This window comes from Massilia sp. Root351 (genome assembly GCF_001425045.1).
In the GTDB taxonomy this organism is placed as follows: Bacteria; Pseudomonadota; Gammaproteobacteria; order Burkholderiales; family Burkholderiaceae_D; genus Rugamonas.
Window position 1 is genome coordinate 238,964 of the sequence record NZ_LMDJ01000012.1, and the last position, 23,315, is coordinate 262,278.

The following is a 23,315-nucleotide window of genomic DNA, read 5'->3' on the forward strand; positions in this document are numbered from 1 at the left end:
CTTTCGCCACGCTTCCTCCCCGGGGCCCGTCTTTTCGTACACAATGGGTGCATCAATCCCGGGGAGAACAGCGCATGCCGAAGCAGATAATCAACCATACTATTCTCGCCACACTGGCCCTGCTGGGCGCAAGCGCCGCGCAAGCGCTCGACTGGAGCGACACCGCGCTGAGCTACCGCTACGGCACCCACTTCGCCGAGCCGTTCAACCCGGTGGACATCAAGAAGAACATCGTCAACCTGAGCCACGTCAACGGCTACGCCTACGGCAAGAACTTCATCAGCGCAGACCTGCTGCTGTCCGACAAGACCGATCCGAAAAGCGTGGGCTCAGATGACGGCGCGCGCGAACTATACGTGCTGTACCGCCACACGCTGGACCTGGGCAAAGTCACCGGCAAGCACTTCAAGGCCGGTCCCGTGCGTGGCCTCGGCCTCACCGCCGGCTTCGACTTCAACACCAAGCACGACGCGGGCTACAACTCCCGCAAGCGCATGCTGGTTGCCGGCCCCACGCTCAACCTGGACGTGCCGGGCTTCCTCGACGTCAGCCTGCTGGCTCTGTGGGAAAGCAACGCGCCCTACAGCGGCTTCTCGAAAACCAGCACGCCGCGCTACGACTACGACGTGCATCCGATGCTGAACCTGGTGTGGGGCATCCCCTTCAATGCCGGCATCCCGCTGTCTTTTGAAGGTTTCGCCAACTTCATCGGCCACAAGGGCATCAACGAATTCGGCGCCGCCACCAAGCCGGAAACCAACATCGACATGCAGATCATGTACGACATGAGCGCAGCCGTGGGCGCCGCCAAGAACACCTTCAAGGTCGGCATCGAGTACCAGTTCTGGAAGAACAAGTTCGGCAACAGCGACAAGAACAATCCGGGCGCCACCGCGCGCACCCCGATGGTACGCGCGGAATACCACTTCTAGTCACTGCTGCTCATCGCCGTTCGAGCCTGCGGTTCGACGTAGATGGCGCGGAAGTCGTTTACGTTGGTCAGCGTCGGCCCGCACACCACGGACGCGCCTATCGCCTGGAAGAAGCCGTGGCCGTCGTTGTTGGCCAGGCTCAAACGGGGGTTGATGCGCTGGCCCCATGCCTTCTCCAGCATGTCCGGCCCGATGATGGCGCCGGCGATTTCTTCCTGTCCGTCCACGCCGTCCGTATCGCAGGCGATGGCGTAGATGCCGGGGTGGCCGTTCAGCGATACCCCCAGCGACAGCAGGAACTCCACGTTGCGCCCGCCCCTGCCGCCGCCGCGTATCGTCACCGTGGTTTCGCCGCCGGACAACAGCACGCACGGCGCTTCGAACGGCTGCCCGCGCATGGCCACCTGGCGCGCCATGCCGGCCATGACAATGCCTACCTCGCGCGCCTCCCCTTCAATGCTGTCGCCCAGGATGTAAGGCACGATACCGGCCTTGCGCGCCACTTCGGCGGCCGCCTCCAGCGCGATCTGCGGCGCGGTGATAAGGCGGATCTCGCTGCGCGCCAGGCGCGGATCGCCCGGCTTGATGCTTTCGCTGGCGCCCGACTCCAGAAGCTTCGTGACCGCCTCCGGCACCGAGATGCCGTAGCGCTGCAGGATGGCCAGCGCGTCGGCACAGGTGGTGGCGTCGCCGCAGGTGGGGCCGGACGCGATGTCGGCCGGGTTATCGCCCGGCACGTCCGAAATCAGCAGCGTGACCACCCGCGCCGGGTGGCATGCCGCCGCCAGCCGTCCGCCCTTGATGGCGGACAAGTGGCGCCGCACGCAGTTCATCTCGCCTATGGTGGCGCCGCTCTGCAGCAAGGCGCGGTTGATCTCCTGCTTGACGGCCAGGTCCAGTCCCGCATGCGGCAGCGGCAGCAGCGCCGAGCCGCCGCCAGAGATCAGGCAGATCACCAGGTCGTCTACCGTCAACCCCTGCACCAAGGCGAGGATGCGGCGCGCCGCCTCCAGCCCTTTTGCATCCGGCACCGGATGCGCCGCTTCGGCGATCTCGATGCGCTGGCAAGGTACGGCATAGCCGTAGCGCGTCACCACCAGGCCGCTCAACTGGCCCGGCCAATGCTGCTCCAGCACGCGCGCCATCTCGGCCGACGCCTTGCCGGCGCCGATCACCACGGTGCGTCCGCGCGGCGGTTCCGGCAAAAACCGGGGCAGGCACAGTCCGGGCTGCGCCGTCGCCACGGCGGCGTCGAACATGCTGCGCAATAAAGTGGCTTGGAATGTCATGGACGTATCCTATTCAGGCAGCTGGTCGCCGATCTGGTAGTTTGCCATGAGTTCCAGCGCGCGCACCAGCGCCGAATGGTCCCAGGCCTTGCCCCCGTGCGAGACGCAGGAATTGAACAGCTCCTGCGCCGTCGCCGTGTTGGGCAGGCTCACGCCGATGGCGCGCGCGCTGCTCAGCGCCAGGTTCAGATCCTTCTGGTGCAACTCGATGCGGAAGCCGGGATTGAAGGTGCGCTTGATCATGCGCTCGCCGTGCACTTCCAGGATGCGCGACGCGGCAAACCCGCCCATCAGCGCCTGGCGCACCTTGGCGGCATCGGCCCCCATGCGCGAAGCAAACAGCAGCGCCTCGCCTACCGCTTCGATGTTCAGCGCCACGATGATCTGGTTGGCCACCTTGGTGGTCTGGCCGTCGCCATTGCCGCCCACCAGCGTGATATTTTTTCCCATCAGTTCAAACAGCGGCTTGACAGCGTTGAAGGCTTCCTCGCTGCCGCCCACCATGATGGTCAGCGTGGCGGCCTTGGCACCCACTTCGCCGCCGGATACCGGCGCATCCAGGTACTGGCAGCCCAGCGCATTGATGCGGGCCGCGAACTGCTTGGTTTCAATCGGCGAAATGGAGCTCATGTCCACCACCGTCTTGCCGGCGCTCAGGCCCTGCGCCACGCCGCCTTCGCCGAACAGCACCTCGGCCACCTGCGGCGTATCCGGCACCATCAGGATGATCACCTCGGCCTTCTGCGCCACTTCCTTGCTGCTGGCGCAGCCCACCGCGCCCAGTTCCACCAGTTCGGGCGGCAGCGCCTTGCGCTGCAGGACGAACAGTTCGTGGCCGCCTTTCAGCAGATTCGCCGCCATCGGCGCGCCCATGATGCCCAGACCAATAAAGCCTACCTTACTCACGCCCTTACTCATATCCCTGCTCCTCTTGATGGGCCGCGCTCAGGCGGCGTTCTTGAATTTTCCCGCCAGCGCCTCCGCGCCGCGCGCCAGCAGGCCGATGTCGCTGCCTACCGCAGTGTAAGTGCAACCGGCCGCGATGTAACGCCGCGCCAGCGCCTCGTCCCCCATCAGCACTCCGGCGGCCTTGCCGGTGGCGACAATGCGGCGCACCGCGCCTTCAATCGCGGCCACCACGTCCGGGTGCTTCAGGTTGGCCAGGTGGCCCATGGAGGCGGCCAGGTCGCCCGGGCCGATGAAGATGCCGTCCACGCCTTCCACTGCCGCGATTTCCTCGATATTGGCGATCGCCTCCGGTGTTTCCACCTGCAGCAGCACGCAGATATCGTCGCCGCTGGTGGCCCAGTAGTCCGCCACGCGGCCATAGTCGGAGGCGCGCGCCGCCGTTGAGAAACCGCGCACGCCGAGCGGCGGATAGCGCGTGGCGGCCACCGCCTGGCGCGCCTCTTCCGCGTTCTGCACGAAGGGTATCAGCAGCGTTTGCGCACCCACGTCCAACAGGCGCTTGATCACCACGGTGTCGTTCCAGGGCGGACGCACGATGGGCTGGGCCGTTCCCTGCGCAATCGCCTGCAGCTGCGAGTGCACCATCGGCAGCTCATTGGGCGAGTGCTCCATGTCCAGCAGCAGCCAGTCGAAGCCCGCATTGGCCAGCACCTCCACCGTGACGTTGCTCGACAGCCCAGACCACAGGCCGATTTGCAGGGTGCCGCTGTTCAGCGCCCGCTTGAAATGGTTGATCCGTTTGCTCATGCCACTGCTCCCTGGAAAGGTTGGTGATATTTGTACAAACACTAAGTTGTCAGTCGTCATATGACTTGACTTAGTATATGCTGCAATGCAGTAGCAGCGCAAGAAATGAAATACAATCGCACTCTCTCGTTTGCGCTGGATCAAGCATGGAAACCAAATGGCTGGAAGACTTCATCTCGCTGGCCGAGACCAATAACTTCAGCCGCTCCGCCTCGCAGCGGCACGTGACGCAGCCGGCCTTCTCGCGCCGCATCCAGTCGCTGGAAAACTGGCTCGGCACCGACCTGGTGGACCGCACCTCCTACCCCACCCGCTTGACGCCGGCCGGCCTGGTGTTCTACGAGCAGGCGCTGGAAATGCTGGGCCAGATCAACGGCGTGCGCGAGCTGCTGCGCAACAAGCGCGCCGCCGCCATGAACAGCATCGACCTGGCGGTGCCGCACACGCTGTCGCTGACCTTCATCCCGAAATGGATCACGCAGCTCGAGACCGACTTCGCGCCGATCAACAGCCGTTTGATGGCGCTCAACGTGCACGACGCCGTGCTGCAGCTGGTGGAAGGCGGCTGCGACCTGCTGCTGTGCTACCACCATCCGCGCCAGCCGGTGCAGCTCGATCCGGGCCGCTACGACATGCTGGTGCTGGGCCGCGAAGCCATGCGCGCCTACGCCCGCTGCGACAAGACCCGCACGCCCGAGTTCACGCTGCCCGGCACCAGGCAGGAGCCGCTGCCCTTCCTCTCCTACACCAACAACGCCTACCTGGGCCGCATGGTGGAACTGATCCTGGCGGACACCAAGACCGCGCTGCATCTCGAGAACCACTACGAAACCGATATGGCGGAAGGCTTGAAAATGATGGCGCTGGAAGGACGCGGCATCGCCTTCCTGCCTGAATCGGCCGTCACGCGCGAGCTAAAACAGAAGCTGCTGGCGCCCGCCGACGGCGGGGTGCAGGACTGGCAGATCGAAATGGAAATCCGCCTGTACCGGGAGCGCCCTTCGCCTTCCCGGCCCGGCAAATTCATCGTTTCGCGGCTGTGGGACTATCTGGAAAGCCTGCAGAAAACGTCCGACAAAAAGCGCCGCGTGCCGGCCTCAGAACGTTAATTTTTACTCAACGATTGTAACGTTATGCTTTTTTTGCATAATCGGATGCGCATACAGCATTAGCCGCCTTGCAGGGCTCCAGCCTATGATTCGCCTCGCTAACGCAACGCCACAAGCACCGCGTCGAACGAAGAATCCATCGAATAAAACAGGAGCCAAGCATGACCACCCAACACGCACTGCCGTCCTACCTCAATCCAGAAGATCTCGGTCCTTGGGGCCAGTACCTGAAGCAGATCGACCGTGTTACCCCGCACCTGGGCAACCTGTCGCGCTGGGTGGAAACGCTGAAGCGCCCCAAGCGCATCCTGACCGTTGACGTGCCGATCGAGCGCGACGACGGCTCGATCGCCCACTACGAAGGCTACCGCGTGCAGCACAACATGTCGCGCGGCCCGGGCAAGGGCGGCGTGCGCTTCCACCAGGACGTGACCCTGTCCGAAGTGATGGCCCTGTCGGCATGGATGACCGTGAAAAACGCGGCCGTGAACGTGCCGTACGGCGGCGCCAAGGGCGGCATCCGCGTGGACCCTAAAACCCTGTCGCGTGGCGAACTGCAGCGCCTGACCCGCCGCTACACCAGCGAAATCAGCCTGATCATCGGCCCAAACAAGGACATCCCGGCGCCGGACGTCAACACCAACGAACAGGTCATGGCATGGATGATGGACTCCTACGCCATGATCGAAGGCAACCTGTCGACCGGCGTCGTGACCGGCAAGCCAATCTCGCTGGGCGGCTCGCTGGGCCGCCGCGAGGCGACCGGCCGCGGCGTGTTCGTGGTTGGCCAGGCGGCAGCGGCCAAGCGCGGCGTGGCGATCCAGGGCGCGCGAGTGGCGATCCAGGGCTTCGGCAATGTCGGCGGCGTAGCGGCAACCATGTTCGCCGATGCCGGCGCGAAAGTCATCGCCGTGCAGGACCACACCGGCACCGTGGTGCACTCGAACGGCCTGGACGTGGCACAATTGCACAAGCATGTAGCGGAAACGGGCGGCGTAAAAGGCTTCCCCGGCATCGAGCAGTTCATGGACCGCGATGCATTCTGGGGCATTGAATCGGACATCCTGATTCCCGCCGCCCTGGAACAGCAGATCACCGCCGCCAACGCGCCGCTGATCCGCACCAAAATCATCCTCGAAGGCGCCAACGGCCCAACCACGCCGGAAGCTGACGACATCCTGTCCGACAAGGACATCCTGATCGTGCCGGACGTGCTGGCCAATGCCGGCGGCGTGACGGTGTCATACTTTGAGTGGGTGCAGGACTTCTCCAGCTTCTTCTGGAGCGAGGACGAAATCAATGCACGCCTGACGCGCATCATGCAGGACGCGTTCAACGCAGTATGGGATGTATCGCAGGACAAGAAGGTAACGCTGCGCACCGCGACCTTCATCCTGGCGTGCACCCGCGTGCTGCAAGCGCGTGAAGTGCGCGGCCTGTATCCTTAATCAACACGCTGACTAAGTGAAATCCACAGGCTGGAAGCGCACCGCGCGCGCGGATAGTGTTGGTAATATCAGATATTAGCCGCATTCAGTCATCATCACGCCTGCCCTGGCTTATGCTCGGGCAGGCGTTTTTCGCATATTAAAGGATTCGTTTCATGAGCACTTTCGAACAGAAGGCACTGGATTATCACAAGGCCGGCGGCCCGGGCAAAATCGCCATCGCCGTCACCAAGAGCGTCGCCAGCCAGGACGACCTGTCGCTGGCCTATTCGCCCGGCGTGGCCGTGCCCTGCGTTGAAATCCAGCGCGACCCCGCATTGGCCTACGAGTACACCGCCAAGGGCAACCTGGTGGCCGTAATCACCAACGGCACCGCCGTGCTGGGCCTGGGCAATATCGGCGCGCTGGCCGGCAAGCCCGTGATGGAAGGCAAAGTGGTGCTGTTCAAGAAGTTCGCCGGCATCGACTCCTTCGACATCGAAATCGACGAAACCGATCCGGACAAGCTGGTCGACATCATCGCCGCGCTGCACCCGACTTTCGGCGGCATCAACCTGGAAGACATCAAGGCGCCGGAGTGTTTCTACATCGAGCGCAAGCTGCGCGAGCGCCTGTCGATCCCGGTGTTCCACGACGACCAGCACGGCACCGCCATCGTGGTCGGCTCGGGCCTGCTGAACGCGGTTGAAATGACCGGCCGCGACATCGCCGAAATCAAGATCGTCTGCTCGGGCGCCGGCGCCGCCGCCATCGCCTGCCTGGACCTGATCCTGTCGCTGGGCGCGCGCCGCGAGAACATCTTCGTCTGCGACAGCAAGGGCGTGCTGACCACCGCGCGCGAACTGGACGGCGAAAAGAAAGCCTGGGCGCGCGATACGCCTGCCACCAAGCTGTCGCAGGTAATCGAAGGCGCGGACGTATTCCTGGGCCTGTCCGGCCCCGGCCTGCTGTCGCAGGCGGACGTGAAATCGATGGCCAAACAGCCGATCATTTTCGCGCTGGCCAATCCGGAGCCGGAACTGCGCCCCGAGCTGGTGCGCGAAGTGGCGCCGGACGCCATCATCGCCACCGGCCGCTCGGACTACCCGAACCAGATCAACAACGCGCTATGCTTCCCTTACCTGTTCCGCGCCGCGCTGGACTCGGGCGCTACCACCATCAACCAGGAAATGAAGATCGCCTGCGTGGTGGCGCTGGCCGGCATGGCCCGCAGCGACGAGCGTTTCGGCAAGGACTACGTGGTGCCGGGCCTGCTGGACCCGCGCCTGCTGGTCGGCGTGACGCCGAAGATCGCCCAGGCCGCCTTCCGCAGCGGCGTGGCGCGCAAGGAACTGGACGCGGAAACCTACGCCGCGCACCTGGCCAAGCTGGGCGCATCGCTGATTTAACAGCATGGCGGCTTACGCCGAACCTCAGCTGCGCTTGCGCATAGCCACCCAGTCGCTGACAACGTGCTCCAGCACCTTCAGCGGCAGGGCGCCGTGCGTGAGCACCTGGTCGTGGAAGGCCTTCAGGTCGAATTTGTCGCCCAGCTCCTGCTGCGCGTGTTCGCGCAAGGACAGCATGGTCAGCATGCCCACCTTGTAGGCCAGCGCCTGCCCCGGCGACACAAAGTAGCGCTCCACTTCCGCCGTCACGTCGTCCTCCGGCATGCCGGTATTCTCCAGCATGTAGGCAATCGCCTGCTCGCGCGTCCAGCGCTTGTAGTGGATGCCCGTGTCCACCACCAGACGGGTGGCGCGCATCATGTCGTCGCGCAGGCGGCCCAGTTTGTCGAGCTGCGTTTTCTCCCATCCCAGCTCGCTGGCCAGCCGCTCGGCATACAGCGCCCAGCCTTCCTGGTAGGCGCTGAACGGAATCACCTTGCGGAAGAACGGCACGTCCTCGAGTTCCATCGCCACAGCGATCTGCAGATGATGGCCCGGCAGTCCTTCGTGATGCGCCAGCGTGCGCATGGCGAACTTCGGCGTCTCGCTCACCGTGCGCATGTTTACGAAGAACACGCTGGGCCGCGAGCCGTCGAACGCCCCGGGCTGGTAATAGGCGCCGGGGGCGGTCGCCTGCAGCGCGGCCGGCACCGGCTCCACCCTCAAGGCCAGGCGTGGCTTCATGCTGAACGCCGTGCCCAAGCCTTTGCTGGCCTCGCCGATAATGGCGCGGTACTGTGCCAGCATGGCCGCGCGCCCCGCCTCCGTGTCCGGATACTTCTGCTCCGGCTGTGCCGACAAGCGCATCATGCGTTCGCCCAGGCTGCCCCCGGCCAGTCCCTGCTGCTTCAGGATGGCGTCCATTTCCGCGCCCACGCGCGCCACTTCGGCCAGGCCCAGGCTGTGCACCTGCTGTGGCGTGAAGTCGGTGGTGGTGTGCATGCGTACCGCCCAGGCATAGTAGTCGTCGCCGTGCGGCAGGCTCCAGGCGCCGTCGTTGGTCAATGCCGTGCCGCGCAGCGCCTCGAAATACGCAATCAGGCCGCGGTAAGCCGGATAGACCTGGCCCTGCAGGGCAGCCTCGGTATCCGCCAGCAGCCTGGCGCGCGTGGCCTCGTCCAGCGTCCCGGCCGGCAGCGCCGCCAGTTTGTCGCGCATGTCCAGGTACAGCCGGTGCTGCGGCGGCGGGGTGGCGACGAAAGCCTGCATCTGCCGCAGCACCTTCTCTACGGTGAAACGCGGCGGCACGATGCCTTTGCTTTCGCTGAGCTTCATCCGTTCCAGCACTTGCCCGAACTTGGCCGGAAAGCGACGCAGGCGCGCAATGTAATTCTCAGCGTCGCCGACACTGCCGATGCGGTGCACCTGGACCATGAAATCGGGCAGCGTGGCCTGGACCCCGTCGAGCTGGTTAACCGGGAAAACGTGCGACAGGTAAGGCTCGCCCTCCACCTGCATGGATATGAAATACTGCAGCGTGTCATAGGACAGCTTGCCGTCCCGGTCCAGGTCCTCGCGGTCGTAGCTCTCCAGCACCGCCAGATTGTCCTTCATCTCCGCCATCACCTTGCGCGCATGGGCAGGCGACGCGTCGTCCAGCCGGCTGCTGAAAAAATCCAGCCAGCGCGGCAGCACGCCGAAGGAGGACAGCATTTCCGGGCTGTCCATGGCAAAGGTGGCGAACACCCGCGTGTAGAACCAGTCCAGCCGCAGCGGCTTGAAATGCGACGTGTGCGTCACCAGCAGCACGACCGCCAGCACGATGGCTGTCAGCGCCGTCAGCAGCCAGGTCAACGCACGTTTCATCTTTTCTCCGCAATTGCAAAATCAGGTTCTGATTTTAACAATATTTCGCCTACCAGGAGCAGGTGCGCAGGCCCGCGAAGATATCGTCCCTGCCCGGCAGGTGGAAGTTGCGGAAGCGCGCCGATCCCAGCCGCGACGGCGTGGCGAACGAGGCGCCGCGCAGCACCTGGTGGGTGGCAAAATGCGGCGCCGAATATTCGCGCCACGGCCCCGCTGCGAAGCCGGGATAGGGCTCGAACGGCGTGGCCGTCCATTCCCACAGCGAGCCCCAGCGGAATGCCGGGTGCCCCGACAGCGCGGCGTATTCCCATTCCGCTTCGGTGGGCAGGCGCCGCTCGGCCCAGGCGCAGTAGGCCTGCGCCTCGAACAGGCTGATATGGCGCACCGGCTCCGGGCCGGCCAGCGTGGCGAGGTGGCCAAAGCGCATGGTGCGCCAGAAGATGTCTTGCGCCCTGCCGCGCATGCCGTCGCCGGCATCGCGCTGCCAGTAACGCGGCGCCGAGCGTTCCTGGCGCATCAGCCATGCATTGCCGGCCGCGCTCCAGAACTGGCGCCGCTCGTAGCCGCCGTCGGCCACGAAGTCGGCATACTGCGCGTTGCTGACCAGCGCCGAATCGATGCGGAATGGCGGCACGTAGCAGGCATGCGGCTGCAGTTCATTGTCGAACACGAAGCCCCCCCCGCCCTGGCTGCCCATCTGCAGCGTGCCGCCCGGGAAGCCGATTTCGGACTGCTGCGGCCAGCTCGGCTCGTCGCGCGCCAACTCGGGCGGCACCGGCACGCCCAGCGTCTGCAGAGACGACAGCATGGCTTCGCCCTGCATGTCCTCGTGGGCCAGTGCCAGCCGGTAAGGATACAGCTCGGTGTCGCTGCCGCCGCAGCGCGACAGCTGGTCCAGCACCCGGTCCAGCACTTCGTGGCAATAGGTTTTCAGTGCGCCGGGGCTGGGCAGGTCCAGGTTCCAGCGCGCGGCGTGCGGCACGGTGTTGGCGTCGAACCAGTCATCGCCCTTGCTCAGCAAGGCGTTGGGTTCAGCGTCCGCCGGGTGGCTGGAAGTGGCTTCGCGCAGCACGAACCACTCGGCGAACCAGGCTGCGCGGCCCAGCTCCCACAGCGGCGGATTGAGGCTGCGCAGCTGCGGCACGCGGATGGCGGCATCCAGCCCGGCGGCCGCGGCGCACTCGAACAGCGCCAGCGTGTGGGCCCGGGCGTGCTGCAAGGCCTCCGCCAGTTGCTCGGGCCGGGCGTGGCGAAATGATGCATGAAGTGAGCGCATGGCCGATTGTAACCGAACCTGAAACGTTCATGCCCGCCCTGCGGGATGCGGCGCGCTTGTGATATCGTGACGGGCATTATGCAAACACCTATCAAACTCACCTCCTTTTCCCACGGCGGCGGCTGCGGCTGCAAAATCGCCCCTGGCGTGCTGTCGGAAATCCTGAAAAACACCCACGGCTTCCCGGTTCCGAAGGAACTGATGGTGGGCATCGAAACCTCGGACGACGCGGCGGTCTACAAGCTCAATGACGAGCAGGCGCTGATCGCCACCACCGACTTTTTCATGCCCATCGTGGACGATCCGTTCGACTTCGGCCGCATCGCCGCCACCAACGCCATCTCGGACGTGTACGCCATGGGCGGCACGCCCATCATGGCGCTGGCCCTGGTCGGCATGCCGGTCAACAAACTGCCGATCGAAACCATAGGCCAGATCATCAAGGGCGGCGAATCGATCTGCGCCGAGGCGGGCATTCCCATCGCCGGTGGCCACACCATCGATTCGGTGGAGCCGATCTATGGCCTGGTGGTGCTGGGCCTGGTGCATCCGTCCAAGGTCAAGCGCAATTCCGGCGCGCTGCCGGGCGACGTGCTGGTGCTGGGCAAGCCGCTGGGCGTGGGCGTGCTGTCGGCCGCGCTGAAGAAGGACAAGCTGGGTGCGGACGGCTACGCCGCCATGATCGCCAACACCACCAAGCTGAACAAACCGGGCCAGGCGCTGTCCGCCATGCCGGGGGTGCACGCCATGACCGACGTCACCGGCTTCGGCCTGCTGGGCCACCTGCTGGAGCTGGCGCGCGGCGCCGGCCTGGAAGCACAGCTGGACATGGCCCGCATTCCGCTGCTGCCGGGCGTGGCGCAGCTGGCCGCGGACGGCTACTTCACCGGCGCCTCGGGCCGCAACTGGGATGCCTACGGCAAGGACGTGGCGCTGTCGGCCGGCATCACCCCGGCACAGCAGGCCCTGCTGACCGACCCGCAGACGTCCGGCGGGCTGCTGGTGGCCTGCGATCCGGCCAGCGTGGACGAGGTGCTGGCCCTGTTTGCGCGCGAGGGCTTCGACGCCGCCGCCGTGGTGGGCAGGACTGCCGCAGGCGCGGCGCGCGTGACTGTGTCGTAAGCTTCGCTGCAAGGCAGCAAATTCGCTTGACAGAGTTGAACTTGCTGCCTTACATTAAAGCCCATGTTCCCGCATCCGCACCTATCCGCTTTCCTGCTGCCGGCTCCTAGCGCCCTATCGCTAGCGCCGCGCCTACTAGCACGCGCTTAAAAACGCGTCACAGTTGTACCCCTGCGCCGGCCACAAGCTGCGCAAGTCTCCCCAAAATCAGGAAAGTTTGCACCGATGTCCACCACGGCTATCCACACGCACCGTAGCACCGCACGCACCGTCCGAGGTTTCGCGCTGCTACTGCTATCGCTACCGACCGGTTGCCTGGCCTAGCGTCTCCGTGGCCCGCCAGGCAGCCAACGCCACATCGCATGCGCCCATGACCGGCATGGGGCTTTCCAAAATTCAGAAGACTCAGGAGTACCACCATGATGTTGCAAAACCCAGCAGCGAAATACCGCGCCTTCCCGGCTGTCCAATTGACCGACCGCACCTGGCCGAACGCCATCATCAGCAAGCCGCCGATCTGGATGAGCACCGATCTGCGCGACGGCAACCAGGCGCTGATCGAGCCGATGAGCCCCGAGAAGAAGCTGCGCTTCTTTGAAATGCTGATCAAGATCGGCATCAAGGAAATCGAAGTGGGCTTCCCTTCGGCCTCGCAGACCGACTTCGACTTCGTGCGCAAGCTGATCGACGAAGACCGCATTCCGGACGACGTCACCATCATCGTGCTGACGCAGTCGCGCGAAGAGCTGATCCGCCGCACCGTGGAAGCGGCGGCCGGCGCCAAGCGCGCCATTGTCCACCTGTACAACTCGGTGGCGCCGGTGTTCCGCAAAGTGGTGTTCGGCATGTCGCGCGAAGAAATCACCAACATTGCCACCACCGGCACCACGCTGGTGAAGCAACTGATCGCCCAGCACCCGCAAACCGACTGGGGATTCGAATACACGCCGGAATCGTTCTCCACCACCGAGCTCGATTTCTCCAAGCATATCTGCGACGCCGTCAGCGCCATCTGGAAGCCGACCCCGCAGAAGAAGATGATCATCAACATGCCGTCGACCGTGGAGTGCAGCACGCCCAACGTGTATGCCGACCAGATCGAATGGATGTCGCGCAAGCTGGAACGCCGCGATTCGCTGATCCTGTCGGTGCACCCGCATAACGACCGCGGCACCGCGATTGCCGCCGCCGAACTGGCCGTCATGGCCGGCGCCGACCGCGTGGAAGGCTGCCTGTTCGGCAACGGCGAGCGCACCGGCAACGTGGACCTGGTGACGCTGGCGTTGAACCTGTACACCCAGGGCGTGCACCCGGGCCTGGACTTCTCCGACATTGACAGCGTGCGCAAGCTGGTCGAGGAATGCAACCAGCTGCCGGTGCACCCGCGCCATCCTTACGTGGGCGACCTGGTGTTCACCGCCTTCTCCGGTTCGCACCAGGACGCGATCAAGAAAGGCTTCGCCAAGCAGCAGCCGGACCAGCCTTGGGAAATCCCCTACCTGCCGATCGACCCGCAAGACCTGGGCCGCAGCTACGACGCGGTGATCCGCGTGAACAGCCAGTCCGGCAAGGGCGGCATGGCCTACCTGCTCGAGCAGGACTTCGGCCTGGTGCTGCCGCGCCGCCTGCAGATCGAGTTCAGCCGCGCGGTGCAGGCGGTGGCCGACCAGACCGGCCTGGAAATCACCTCCGAAGGCATCCACCAGATCTTCAGCCAGGAATATCTGGAGCAGACCGCGCCGTACGCCTACAGCTCGCACAAGATGCAGGAAGACACCACCAGCGACGAGCCGGTGCAGATCGACATCGCCCTCAGCCACCGTGGCGCCAGCATGGCGCTGCAAGGCGGCGGCAATGGCCCGATCGACGCCTTCGTCGACGCGCTCGGCCTGGACATCAAGCTGATGGACTACCACGAGCACTCGATCGGCTCCGGCGCCAACGCCAAGGCGGCCTGCTATGTTGAGCTGCGCCTGGAAAACGGCCCGACCCTGTTTGGCGCCGGCATCGACAGCAACATCGTCACTGCGTCCTTCAAGGCCGTGCTGAGCGCCGTCAACCGCCAGATCCGGCAGAAGGAAGCGGCTGCAGCCCCCGCGGCCGCCGGCGCGGACGCCACTGCATGATGCGCTGGCCCACGTTCTCCGGGGCGGCTGCCGCCCTCCTGCTAGCCGCCGCCAGCACCCACGCCGCCCCGCCTGCGGGGCAGGATGCTTACGCCAGCGGGCAGGTCAAGGTGGACGTGGGCGACCGCAAGCTGAATATGTATTGCATGGGCAAGGGCTCGCCCACCGTGCTGTTCGAGGCCGACGGCGGCCGCGCGGGCTGGGACTGGTCCTCCGTGCAGCCGGAAGTGGCCAAGCGCACCCGCGCCTGCGTGTACGACCGCGCCGGCATGGGCTTCAGCGACCCGGCTACCCGCGCCGCCACGGCCGGCAACGCCACCAAGGACCTGCACTTCTTGCTGAAGAATGCGCGCATGGATGGGCCTTACGTGCTGGTGGGCGCCGGCTTCGGCGCCATGATTGCGCAGCAGTTCGCCGCGCGCGGACGCGGCAACGTCACCGGCCTGGTGCTGGTGGAGCCGCCGTCCGACGAGGAACTGGCGGCAGCCGCTCCTGCCGCCAATGCCAATGACGGCGCCGCGCTCCCGCAAGCCGCATCGCTGGCGGCGGCACGCGAGGCAGCCCTGGCTTGCCTGGACGCCGCCAACAGCGGCAAGATCGGCGCCGCCCCTGCTTGCGCCTACGCGCCAGGCGGCGAAACCGGCCCCAAACTGGCTGCCGCGCAAACGGCACAAGTGGCCAAACCCGCCTACTGGCGCTCGCGCGCCTCCGAAATCGACAACCTGGCCGCCAGCGCCAGCCAGCTGCGCGCCGCGCGCAAGAGCTACGGCGACATGCCGCTGGCGGTGCTCGCGCGCGCCGAATCCCTCGCCAGCCGGCAATTGGCGGCCTTGTCCACGCGCGGCAGCAGCACCATCGTGCAGGACGCAGGCCAGTCCATTCTGTACACCCGGCCGGAAGCGGTGGTCGGCGCAGTGATGGCTGTCTTGGACAAACAACAACTTTAGTCCCCCGCATGCCCACGGCCTCATTCACTTGAATGACGCGCGCCCCTTCCCGCAAGCCTAGACTGCCTAGATTGCCTGGCTGTCATCGCGAAGGAAGGACCTCATCATGAAAACGCTTATCCTGGCGGGCCTGCTCGCCTCTGGGTCACTGCTGGCGGGCGCGCAGACCGCCGACACCGTGACCATTCCCGGCCCCGTGCGCCAGATCGAAGCACCGGTGCCCGGGCAGATCATTCCCATGCAGCGCGACGAATTCCAGCAGTTCGCCGGCGCCTACAACCTGGCCAATGGCCAGACCCTCTATCTGCGGCGGGTGGACAAGCGCTACTTCGCCAGGGTGGACGACTGGACCGAACACCAGATCGTGGCCATCGGCTCGAACGACTTTGTGGCGCTGGACCGCCAGCTCAAGATGCGCATCGAACTGCAACCCTACGGCAAGGTAAATGGCGAGCTGCTGATTGCAATGCCAGCCGGGCCGATGGCGCACTCCGATGCTCAGCAGCCACGCTTGCTGCATCTGGCCTTGCGCTAGCGCTGTCCAGCACAGAACACCTTTCCCGAAAGTTGCTATACTGTTTTTGCACTGCAACATTTCGGGAGGGAAGCATGAAACTGGCGAATCTGAAGATAGGCGCCCGGCTTGGGTTGGGCTTCGGCGTGGTTCTGCTGCTGATGGCGGCACTGATCGGCGTGGGCTTGCAGCGGCTGTGGCAGATAGGCGACCTGAGCACCACCATGGTGGACCAGGACTGGCGCAAGGCCGATGCCGCCGCCACCATCGCGGCCACCACGCGCGCCAACTCGGCGCTGGTACTGGAGCTGTTCATCGCCTCCGATGCCACAGCCCAGGCGCGCATCCACGCCGGTATCGACGCCAACAAAAAGACTATTTCGGACGCCCTGGCGCTGCTGGAGCAGCTGGTTGTGCTGCCGGAGGGCAAAGCGCTGCTGGCGACGATCCGCGCGCAACGGGTGCAGTATGTGCAATCCTTCAGCAGGGTCGACAAGCTGATCGCCGCCGGCCAGCGCGATGAGGCGGCACAGCTGATGCGCAGCGAAACGCTGCCGGTGCTGGCTGCGCTGCAAGGCAGCGTCAAGCAACTGAACGATCTGCAGCGCGGCATCGTCACCGAACACGGCGCGCTGGTGAAGGCGAACATCGGCACGGCGGAGCGCATGATGGCCGGCTTGGGCGTGCTGGCGTTGCTGCTGGGCGTGGCTTTCGCTTGGCGCGTGACGCACTCCATCACCACGCCGATCGGCCACGCGCTGCGCGTGGCGCGCGCCGTGGCGGCGGGCGACCTGACCAGCCAGATCGAGGCCGACACGCGCTGCGAGGCGGGCCAGCTGCTGGAGGCGCTGAAAGACATGAATGGCAGCCTGGCGCACATCGTCGGCCAGGTGCGCAGCGGCACCGGCGCCATCGCCACCGCGTCGAGCGAGATCGCCAGCGGCAATATGGACCTGTCCGCGCGCACCGAGGCGCAGGCCAGCGCGCTGGAGCAAACCGCTTCGTCCATGATCGAAATGACCGCCACCGTGCGCAACAACAGCGACAACGCGCGCCAGGCCAACCAGCTGGCGCAAAGCGCGTCGGCAGTGGCGCAGCGCGGCGGCAAAGTGGTGTCGCAAGTGGTGGAAACCATGGGTTCGATCAACGCCTCCTCGCGCAGGATTGCCGAAATTGTGGGGGTGATCGACGGCATCGCCTTCCAGACCAATATCCTCGCGCTGAACGCGGCCGTGGAAGCGGCGCGCGCCGGGGAACAGGGGCGCGGCTTTGCCGTGGTGGCGTCCGAAGTACGTACCCTTGCGCAGCGGTCCGCCAGCGCAGCCAGGGAAATCAAGGAACTGATCGCCGATTCGGTGGGCAAGGTGGACGCCGGCGCCGCGCTGGTGGAACAGGCCGGCAGCACCATGGATGAAGTGGTAGCCAGCGTGCGGCGCGTGAGCGACATCGTGGGCGAGATCACGCTGGCCAACCGCGAGCAGACCGACGGCATCGAACAGATCAACGTCGCCATCAGCCAGATGGATCAGACCACGCAGCAGAACGCGGCGCTGGTCGAGCAGGCAGCGGCGGCAGCGGCGGCGATGCACGACCAGACCGGCGCGCTGCAGGACGTGGTCAGCCAGTTCCGGCTGGCCGCAGGGCCGGGGCACGCAAACATCAAGCCGCCCACCCGCGCGCTGCTGGAGCGCCGCGCCGCCTGATGGCGTGGGGGGCGAACCTCCGGCCCCGGCCCTACCCGACCTGCCGCTAGCGCCGCGCCAGGCGTATGCCCGTGAATTGCCAGCGCGCGCCGGCAGGGAAGAAATTGCGGTAGCTGGCGCGTGCATGCCCCGCCGGCGTGGCACACGACGAGCCGCGCAGCACGTACTGGTTCAGCATGAACTTGCCGTTGTATTCGCCCAGCGCGCCCGGCGCCGTCTCGTAGCCGGGATAGGGGGCATAGCTGCTGCTGGTCCATTGCCAGCAATGGCCGAACATCTGCAACAGGCCGGCGTCGCCGTCCTCCCGCGCCGCAGCCGGGTGCAGCTGGCCGGTTTCCGGCGCCAGCTGCTGCGCCGCGAGCTCCCACTCGCCCTCGGTGGGCAGGCGCGCGCCGCGCCAGTGCGCGTAGGCGTCCGCCTCGAACAGCGACAAATGCGTGGCCGGGCCTTGCGGGTCCAGCGGCTGCAAGCCGAACAGCGTGAACTCGGACCATTGCCCGCTAGTCTCGTCCCGCAGCCAGTACATCGGCTTGCGCAAGCCTTGCGTGCAAACCCAGTCCCAGCCCTCGGCCAGCCAGAGCGACGGCGTTTCATATCCGCCCGCTTCGATGAAGGCCAGGTACTCACCGTTCGTGACCAGGCGCGAGGCCAGCGCAAACGGCGCCACATATTGGCGGTGGCGCGGCAGCTCGTTGTCGAAGCAGAAGCCATCGCCGCCATGGCCGATCTCGGCCAGGCCGCCATCGAACGCGATCCAGTCCGGCGCGCCGCCGGCGCCGGACGCGGCTGCGGCGGAACTGCCGGGTCGCCCCGCGACGGCCAATGCGCCGGCCGGCGCCTCGGCGCGCTGAACGTAGGCGGGATGCAGGGGGTTCTGCGCCAGCAGGTGCTTCACATCCGTCAGCATCAATTCCTGGTGCTGCTGCTCGTGCTCCAGGCCGAGCGTGACCAGCATTTCCAGCTGTTCCCGCTGCGGCGCGGCCAGCTCGCCTGCGAACAGGCGCGCCATGCGCACGTCCACGTTGGCGCGGTAGGCTTTCACTTCCGCCAGCGCGGGCCGCGTCAGCAAGCCGCGCTGCGGGCGCGGATGCTTCTCGCCGATGCCGTTGTAATACGAGTTGAACAGTACCCGGAACGCCGGATGGAAAGGCGCGAACTGCGTCTCCAGGCGCTCCAGGATGAAAGTCTCGAAGAACCACGTGGTGTGCGCCAGGTGCCACTTGATGGGGCTCGCGTCCGGCATCGACTGGGCACCGCAGTCTTCGTCCGACAGCGGTTCGGCCAGCGCCAGCGAACGCTCGCGCACCGTGTTGTAGCGCGCTATCCAGTGCGCAGGGTCGGTCATGTGCATGGTCTGGGTGCCCCGGTCAGTCGCCTATCGCCCTGGCATGCAGCACCGCGAACCATTCCGCGTCGTCGGTCCAGGTGCGCGTGGCGGCGAAACCGGCCTCCTGCAGCAGGTCGATAAAACTGCGCCGGGTGTACTTGTAGCTGTCTTCCGTATGAATCCGCTCCCCGCGCGCGAAATGGCGCTCGTAGCCTCCCCAGCTCACGGTCAGCCCCTCGCGCGCTTCCAGGTGCATCTCCACCCGGCTTTCTTCGGCGTTGAAGAACGCCCTGTGCTGCCACTGGGTGACGTCGAAGTCGGCGCCGATCAGATGGTTCAGGTGGCGCAGCATGTTCAGGTTGAACGAGGCCGTCACGCCGATCGCGTCGTCGTAGGCCGCGTCCAAGACGGCGCCGTCCTTGATCAGGTCCACGCCGATCAGCAAGCCGCCGTCCCCCTGTTCGTTGGCGCGCATGCGGCGCAGGAAGGCAATCGCCTCATGCGGCGCGAAGTTGCCTATCGATGAACCTGGATAAAAGAACACGCGCCGCTCGGGCCGCACGCTGGCCGGCAAATGGAAGCTGCGCGAAAAATCCAGCCCCAGCGGCGTCATTTCGATGTGCGGGAAGCGCTGCTGCAGCCGGCTGACCGCTTCCAGCAGAAAGTCGCGCGAGATATCGACCGGCACGTATTGCGCCGGGTGCAGCAGCGGGAACAGGCTGGCGGCCTTGGCGCAGTTGCCCGCGCCCAGGTCGATCAGCGTGGACCCGCGCCCCACTGCCTGCGCAATCTCGGCGCCATGGCGCTCAAAGATGGACGCTTCGGTGCGCGTGGGATAGTATTCGGGCAGCTCGCAAATCGCTTCGAACAGCTTGGAACCCAGGCTGTCGTACAAATATTTGGGCGAGGTGTAGGCCCGCTCGGCCAGCAAACCGGTGCTGATCTCGGCGATGGCGGCCGGGCTGCCATGCGGAATGCTGGCTGGCCGGTTGGAAACATCAGGCGAAATCACGCGGATCGCCGCAGTACGGGACATAGGCATAGTGTGCTCAGTCAAGTTGGTCGGCCATCACCGGGCCTGCTGCCGATGACAGTTTTGCTATCATAGCTGAATATCACGTTTCGGGCTGACGCTGCCACAGCCGTGCATTGCTCGGTTAGTTACTTAACCATGCCGCTTAACCAACATCCTTAACAATAAACAGGTATCCCTCCTCATGAAACTCTCACCACTGAACCTCGTCAAATCGCTGATGGCTGCCGGACTGCTGTTTGCCGCCGCGCAAGCCCCTGCGCAGCAAGTACTGCGCGTGTCCGCCATCCCGGACGAAGCACCGACCGAACTGCAGCGCAAGTTCAAGCCGCTGGGCGAGTATCTGGAGAAGAAGCTGAACGTGAAGGTCGAGTTCACCCCGGTGACCGACTACGCGGCATCGGTGGAAGGCCTGATCAACCACAAGCTGGACATGGTGTGGTTCGGCGGCTTCACCTTCGTGCAAGCCAAGGACCGCAGCAAGGGCCAGGTCGTGCCGCTGGTGCAGCGCGCCGAGGACGAGAAATTCCGCTCGGTGTTCGTCACCACCAACAAGGCCATCACCAAGCTGGATGACCTCAAAGGCAAAACCCTGAGCTTCGGTTCCGAGTCCTCCACCTCCGGCCACCTGATGCCGCGTTCCTTCCTGCTGGGCGCCAAGATCAACCCGGACACCGACCTGAAACGGGTCGCCTACTCCGGCGCGCACGACGCCACCGTCGCCGCGGTTGCCGGCGGCAAGGTCGACGCGGGCGCCTTGAACATCTCCGTGTGGGAAAAGCTGGTGGCCGAGAAGAAGGTCGACCCGAGCGCCGTGCGCGTTTTCTACACCACCCCGGGCTACTACGACTACAACTGGACCGTGCGCGCCGACATGCCGGCCGAGATGAAGAAAAAAATCACCGAAGCCTTCCTGGCGCTGGATCCGTCCAAGCCTGAAGACAAAGCGATCCTGGACCTGCAGCGCGCCTCCAAGTTCATTCCGACCAAGGCTGAAAACTACACCGCCATCGAAGCGGCTGCAGTCAACGCGGGCCTGCTGAAGAAGTAATATGGCATCTCCCTTGTACCTGCTCGAGCGTCTGACGGTGCGCCATCACGGCGGCGCCGGCACGCCGGCGCTGCACGCTATCGACCTGGCCATCGCGCCGGGCGAACAGCTTGCGCTGATCGGCCCCTCGGGCGCCGGCAAGACCACGCTGCTGGCCACGCTGGCGTGCAACCACCAGCCGCAGTCGGGCGACGGCGGCCGCTACACGGCCTTCGGCGTCGACCCGTGGGCATTGGACAACGGAGCCCGCCACCGCCTGCGCGCGCGCCTGTTCCTGGCGCCGCAAACGCCGCCGCTGCCGCCGCGCCAGCGCGTGGTAACGGCGGTGCTGGCCGCGCGCCTGCCGCACTGGAGCCTGTGGCGCGCACTGCGCTCGCTGGTGAAACCGGTCGATCCGGAAGCGGCCTACCGCGCGCTGGCCCGCTTCAACCTGGGCGACAAGCTGTATAGCCGCGTGGACCGCCTGTCCGGCGGCGAACGCCAGCGCTGCGGCCTGGCGCGCCTGATGCTGTCGGACGCGCAGGCGCTGCTGGTGGACGAACCGCTGTCCGCGCTGGACCCGGCGCTGTCGCAGCTGACGCTGGCCACCCTGCAGCAGGAAGCCCGCGAACGCGGCGCCGCGCTGGTGTGCAGCCTGCACCAGGTGGACCTGGCGCTGGCCAATTTCACGCGCATCGTGGCGCTGAAAAAAGGCCGCATCGCCTTCGACCTGCCGCGCGAGCAGGTCACCGAAGCGATGATCGCCGAGCTGTACCTGGGCGAACAGCCGCCGGCCAACGCGCCTTCGCTGGATAGCACGCCCGAAAAGCTGGCCATCGGCGCCTGCCTGTAAAGTCCTGGCCCGTATGCGCAACATTCCCGCTGTACCCTATTCCGAGCGCCACCCCGACCCCGCCTGGCGCGGCCGGGTGACGCTCACCGTGCTCGCCCTGATCGTGCTGTGGCCGATGATCGTGGCCAGCGAGTTCAAGCCCGCGCTGCTGTTCGACTGGCAAAGCCTGGCGGCCACCGGGCGCTTCCTGGCCGGCTTCGTGCCGCCCGCGCACGACCCGGAATTCCTGGCCATGCTGCTGCGCGAAACCTGGCTCACCGTCGCCATCGCCACCGCCGGGCTCACGCTCGCGCTGATCGGCGCCATCCCCGCCACCCTGCTGGTGACCGAGCGCCTGTCGATTTCCCGCCTGGGCAGCGGCCGCATGGCCCTGCCTTCGCGCCTGCTGCGCCAGGCCGTGCGCTGGCTGCTGATTTTGCTGCGCAGCGTGCCCGAGCTGGTGTGGGCGCTGCTGTTCGTGCGCATCGTCGGCCTGGGCCCGACGGCGGGCGTGCTGGCCATCGCCCTCACCTACTGCGGCATGCTGGGCAAGGTCTACGCCGAAATCCTCGAGTCCTCCGAAGCCCACGCGGCCGACACGCTGCTGGCCAACGGCAGCGGCAGGCTGGCGGCGCTGCTGTACGGCGCGCTGCCGGAAGCGGCGTCGGAACTGGTCTCCTACACCGTGTACCGCTGGGAATGCGCCATCCGCGGCTCGGTGGTGATGGGCTTTGTCGGCGCCGGCGGACTGGGCCAGCGCATGGACGAGTCGATGAAGATGCTCTCGGGCGGCGAAGTGTCGTCCATGCTGCTGGTGTTCGTGCTGCTGGTGGCGGCCGCCGACCTGGTCTCGAAATACCTGCGGAGGCGCCTCGGATGACGGATGCCTCCATGCCCAGCGCGCCGCCGCGCTCCTGGTCCGGCTGGCTGATGGCGCTGGCCCTGGCCGTGCTGGTGCTGGCCAGCTTCGCCACCTTGCCGCTCAAATGGTCGGCCCTGTTCAGCGCGGACGCGGTGCGCAGCAGCGGTGAATTCCTGGCCGGCTTCGCGCCGCCGGAACTGGCCATACCCTTCCTGGTCAAGACCGCCAACGCCACGCTGGAAACGCTGGCCATGTCGGCCCTCGGCACCTTGCTGGCGGTGGCCGGCGGGCTGCTGCTCGCCCTGCCCGGCGCGGGCCGCTTCGGCCGCCCGGCGCGCGCCGCCGTGCGCGTGATGCTCAACGTGCTGCGCTCGGTGCCGGAACTGGTGTGGGCCTCCATCCTGATGATTGCCGCCGGCCTGGGGCCGTTCGCCGGCACCCTGGCACTGGCCGCGCACACCGCCGGCGTGCTGGGCCGGCTGTTCGCCGACGCGCTGGAGAACGCCGCGCCGCTGCCCGAGCATAGCCTGCGCACCAACGGCGCCTCGCCGATGGCCGCCTTCTTCTACGCCACCTTGCCGCAAACGCTGCCGCAGATGCTGTCCTACACCCTGTACCGGTGGGAGAACAATATCCGCGCCGCCGCCATCCTGGGCGTGGTCGGCGCCGGCGGGCTGGGGCAAATGCTGAAATACCATTTGTCGCTGTTCCAGATGCAGGCGGCTGCCACCGTCATCATCGCCATGCTGCTGCTGGTGGCGCTGGTGGATGCGGCCAGCTTCGCTACCCGGCGCGCCCTCACCCGATAAGGAAGTC

At 65.9% G+C, this 23,315-nt stretch carries 20 protein-coding genes; 13 read left to right on the top strand and 7 right to left on the bottom strand.

Annotation, left to right across the window (positions count from 1 at the left end):
• Positions 1–74: 74 nt before the first annotated feature.
• Positions 75–932 carry a hypothetical protein gene (locus ASD15_RS14070; protein ID WP_057155596.1) on the top strand — a complete coding sequence of 286 codons (858 nt, stop codon included), beginning with the start codon at positions 75–77 and terminating at the stop codon, positions 930–932.
• Here the strand turns inward: ASD15_RS14070 and ASD15_RS14075 are convergent.
• From ASD15_RS14075 to ASD15_RS14085, 3 genes are read right to left on the bottom strand one after another with little or no spacing between them, the layout of a single operon-like run.
• Positions 929–2,221 carry a glycerate kinase gene (locus tag ASD15_RS14075; protein WP_057155597.1) on the bottom strand — a complete coding sequence of 431 codons (1,293 nt, stop codon included), beginning with the start codon at positions 2,219–2,221 and terminating at the stop codon, positions 929–931. The two genes, ASD15_RS14070 and ASD15_RS14075, sit on opposite strands and share 4 nt — an antisense overlap.
• 9 nt (positions 2,222–2,230) lie before the next feature.
• Positions 2,231–3,127, bottom strand: a complete 897-nt coding sequence (gene glxR, locus ASD15_RS14080) for a 2-hydroxy-3-oxopropionate reductase (RefSeq protein WP_057156070.1) — start codon at positions 3,125–3,127, stop codon at positions 2,231–2,233.
• Between the two features lie 39 nt (positions 3,128–3,166).
• Positions 3,167–3,937 carry an aldolase/citrate lyase family protein gene (locus ASD15_RS14085; protein WP_057155598.1) on the bottom strand — a complete coding sequence of 257 codons (771 nt, stop codon included), beginning with the start codon at positions 3,935–3,937 and terminating at the stop codon, positions 3,167–3,169.
• A gap of 146 nt (positions 3,938–4,083) precedes the next feature.
• Here ASD15_RS14085 and ASD15_RS14090 point away from each other — a divergent pair, with 146 nt between their 5' ends.
• The 3 genes from ASD15_RS14090 (at position 4,084) to ASD15_RS14100 (ending at position 7,882) form a co-directional block, all read left to right on the top strand.
• Positions 4,084–5,046: a LysR family transcriptional regulator gene (locus ASD15_RS14090; protein WP_057155600.1), complete on the top strand. Its 963-nt coding sequence runs from the start codon at positions 4,084–4,086 to the stop codon at positions 5,044–5,046.
• Positions 5,047–5,207: 161 nt separating this feature from the next.
• On the top strand, positions 5,208–6,494 hold the full coding sequence (locus ASD15_RS14095) for a Glu/Leu/Phe/Val dehydrogenase (protein ID WP_057155601.1): 1,287 nt from the start codon (positions 5,208–5,210) through the stop codon (positions 6,492–6,494).
• A gap of 155 nt (positions 6,495–6,649) precedes the next feature.
• Positions 6,650–7,882, top strand: a complete 1,233-nt coding sequence (locus ASD15_RS14100; RefSeq protein WP_057155603.1) for a malic enzyme-like NAD(P)-binding protein — start codon at positions 6,650–6,652, stop codon at positions 7,880–7,882.
• 24 nt (positions 7,883–7,906) lie between these two features.
• Here ASD15_RS14100 and ASD15_RS14105 read toward each other — a convergent pair whose 3' ends face one another.
• Positions 7,907–9,727: a DUF885 family protein gene (locus ASD15_RS14105; RefSeq protein ID WP_057155605.1), complete on the bottom strand. Its 1,821-nt coding sequence runs from the start codon at positions 9,725–9,727 to the stop codon at positions 7,907–7,909.
• 49 nt (positions 9,728–9,776) lie between these two features.
• On the bottom strand, positions 9,777–11,003 hold the full coding sequence (senA, locus tag ASD15_RS14110) for a selenoneine synthase SenA (protein ID WP_267877829.1): 1,227 nt from the start codon (positions 11,001–11,003) through the stop codon (positions 9,777–9,779).
• Positions 11,004–11,081: 78 nt separating this feature from the next.
• Here senA and selD point away from each other — a divergent pair, with 78 nt between their 5' ends.
• The 5 genes from selD to ASD15_RS33190 all read left to right on the top strand — a co-directional run bounded on the left by selD (position 11,082) and on the right by ASD15_RS33190 (position 17,415).
• Positions 11,082–12,125 (top strand): selenide, water dikinase SelD, encoded by a 1,044-nt coding sequence (gene selD / locus ASD15_RS14115; protein WP_057156072.1) that lies wholly within the window; start codon positions 11,082–11,084, stop codon positions 12,123–12,125.
• 419 nt (positions 12,126–12,544) lie between these two features.
• Positions 12,545–14,251 carry a 2-isopropylmalate synthase gene (gene leuA / locus ASD15_RS14120; RefSeq protein ID WP_057155607.1) on the top strand — a complete coding sequence of 569 codons (1,707 nt, stop codon included), beginning with the start codon at positions 12,545–12,547 and terminating at the stop codon, positions 14,249–14,251.
• Complete coding sequence (locus ASD15_RS14125) at positions 14,248–15,198, top strand: alpha/beta fold hydrolase (protein ID WP_082551832.1); 951 nt, start codon at positions 14,248–14,250, stop codon at positions 15,196–15,198. The genes leuA and ASD15_RS14125 overlap by 4 nt, the downstream gene beginning before the upstream one ends.
• A gap of 106 nt (positions 15,199–15,304) precedes the next feature.
• Positions 15,305–15,733 carry a hypothetical protein gene (locus tag ASD15_RS14130; protein ID WP_057155608.1) on the top strand — a complete coding sequence of 143 codons (429 nt, stop codon included), beginning with the start codon at positions 15,305–15,307 and terminating at the stop codon, positions 15,731–15,733.
• Positions 15,734–15,807: 74 nt separating this feature from the next.
• Positions 15,808–17,415, top strand: coding sequence for a methyl-accepting chemotaxis protein (locus ASD15_RS33190; protein ID WP_057155610.1), 1,608 nt, complete (start codon positions 15,808–15,810; stop codon positions 17,413–17,415).
• A gap of 46 nt (positions 17,416–17,461) precedes the next feature.
• Here the strand turns inward: ASD15_RS33190 and egtB are convergent, their stop codons facing one another.
• Both egtB and egtD read right to left on the bottom strand, forming a co-directional pair.
• Positions 17,462–18,766, bottom strand: a complete 1,305-nt coding sequence (gene egtB / locus ASD15_RS14140) for an ergothioneine biosynthesis protein EgtB (protein ID WP_057155612.1) — start codon at positions 18,764–18,766, stop codon at positions 17,462–17,464.
• A gap of 16 nt (positions 18,767–18,782) precedes the next feature.
• Complete coding sequence (gene egtD, locus ASD15_RS14145; protein ID WP_057155613.1) at positions 18,783–19,784, bottom strand: L-histidine N(alpha)-methyltransferase; 1,002 nt, start codon at positions 19,782–19,784, stop codon at positions 18,783–18,785.
• Positions 19,785–19,959: 175 nt separating this feature from the next.
• Here egtD and ASD15_RS14150 point away from each other — a divergent pair, with 175 nt between their 5' ends.
• Genes ASD15_RS14150 through phnE form a run of 4 tightly spaced genes read left to right on the top strand, consistent with a single transcriptional unit; the run spans position 19,960 to position 23,308 of the window.
• The gene (locus ASD15_RS14150) at positions 19,960–20,826 is read left to right on the top strand and encodes a putative selenate ABC transporter substrate-binding protein (protein ID WP_057155615.1); all 867 of its coding nucleotides are present in this window, start codon (positions 19,960–19,962) and stop codon (positions 20,824–20,826) included.
• A 1-nt stretch (position 20,827) separates the two neighbouring features.
• Positions 20,828–21,658, top strand: a complete 831-nt coding sequence (locus tag ASD15_RS14155) for a phosphonate ABC transporter ATP-binding protein (protein ID WP_082551833.1) — start codon at positions 20,828–20,830, stop codon at positions 21,656–21,658.
• 13 nt (positions 21,659–21,671) lie between these two features.
• On the top strand, positions 21,672–22,517 hold the full coding sequence (locus tag ASD15_RS14160; protein WP_057155618.1) for an ABC transporter permease: 846 nt from the start codon (positions 21,672–21,674) through the stop codon (positions 22,515–22,517).
• Complete coding sequence (gene phnE, locus ASD15_RS14165) at positions 22,514–23,308, top strand: phosphonate ABC transporter, permease protein PhnE (RefSeq protein ID WP_057155619.1); 795 nt, start codon at positions 22,514–22,516, stop codon at positions 23,306–23,308. Before ASD15_RS14160 ends, phnE begins: the two co-directional genes overlap by 4 nt.
• Positions 23,309–23,315 lie beyond the last annotated feature (7 nt).

Coding starts and splice junctions, on each gene's coding strand:
- ASD15_RS14070 (WP_057155596.1), top strand. CDS start 75: ATGCCGAAGCAGATAATCAACCATACTATTCTCGCCACACTGGCCCTG.
- ASD15_RS14075 (WP_057155597.1), bottom strand. CDS start 2,221: ATGACATTCCAAGCCACTTTATTGCGCAGCATGTTCGACGCCGCCGTG.
- ASD15_RS14085 (WP_057155598.1), bottom strand. CDS start 3,937: ATGAGCAAACGGATCAACCATTTCAAGCGGGCGCTGAACAGCGGCACC.
- ASD15_RS14090 (WP_057155600.1), top strand. CDS start 4,084: ATGGAAACCAAATGGCTGGAAGACTTCATCTCGCTGGCCGAGACCAAT.
- ASD15_RS14095 (WP_057155601.1), top strand. CDS start 5,208: ATGACCACCCAACACGCACTGCCGTCCTACCTCAATCCAGAAGATCTC.
- ASD15_RS14100 (WP_057155603.1), top strand. CDS start 6,650: ATGAGCACTTTCGAACAGAAGGCACTGGATTATCACAAGGCCGGCGGC.
- ASD15_RS14105 (WP_057155605.1), bottom strand. CDS start 9,727: ATGAAACGTGCGTTGACCTGGCTGCTGACGGCGCTGACAGCCATCGTG.
- senA (WP_267877829.1), bottom strand. CDS start 11,003: ATGCGCTCACTTCATGCATCATTTCGCCACGCCCGGCCCGAGCAACTG.
- selD (WP_057156072.1), top strand. CDS start 11,082: ATGCAAACACCTATCAAACTCACCTCCTTTTCCCACGGCGGCGGCTGC.
- leuA (WP_057155607.1), top strand. CDS start 12,545: ATGATGTTGCAAAACCCAGCAGCGAAATACCGCGCCTTCCCGGCTGTC.
- ASD15_RS14125 (WP_082551832.1), top strand. CDS start 14,248: ATGATGCGCTGGCCCACGTTCTCCGGGGCGGCTGCCGCCCTCCTGCTA.
- ASD15_RS14130 (WP_057155608.1), top strand. CDS start 15,305: ATGAAAACGCTTATCCTGGCGGGCCTGCTCGCCTCTGGGTCACTGCTG.
- ASD15_RS33190 (WP_057155610.1), top strand. CDS start 15,808: ATGAAACTGGCGAATCTGAAGATAGGCGCCCGGCTTGGGTTGGGCTTC.
- egtB (WP_057155612.1), bottom strand. CDS start 18,766: ATGCACATGACCGACCCTGCGCACTGGATAGCGCGCTACAACACGGTG.
- egtD (WP_057155613.1), bottom strand. CDS start 19,784: ATGCCTATGTCCCGTACTGCGGCGATCCGCGTGATTTCGCCTGATGTT.
- ASD15_RS14150 (WP_057155615.1), top strand. CDS start 19,960: ATGAAACTCTCACCACTGAACCTCGTCAAATCGCTGATGGCTGCCGGA.
- ASD15_RS14155 (WP_082551833.1), top strand. CDS start 20,828: ATGGCATCTCCCTTGTACCTGCTCGAGCGTCTGACGGTGCGCCATCAC.
- ASD15_RS14160 (WP_057155618.1), top strand. CDS start 21,672: ATGCGCAACATTCCCGCTGTACCCTATTCCGAGCGCCACCCCGACCCC.
- phnE (WP_057155619.1), top strand. CDS start 22,514: ATGACGGATGCCTCCATGCCCAGCGCGCCGCCGCGCTCCTGGTCCGGC.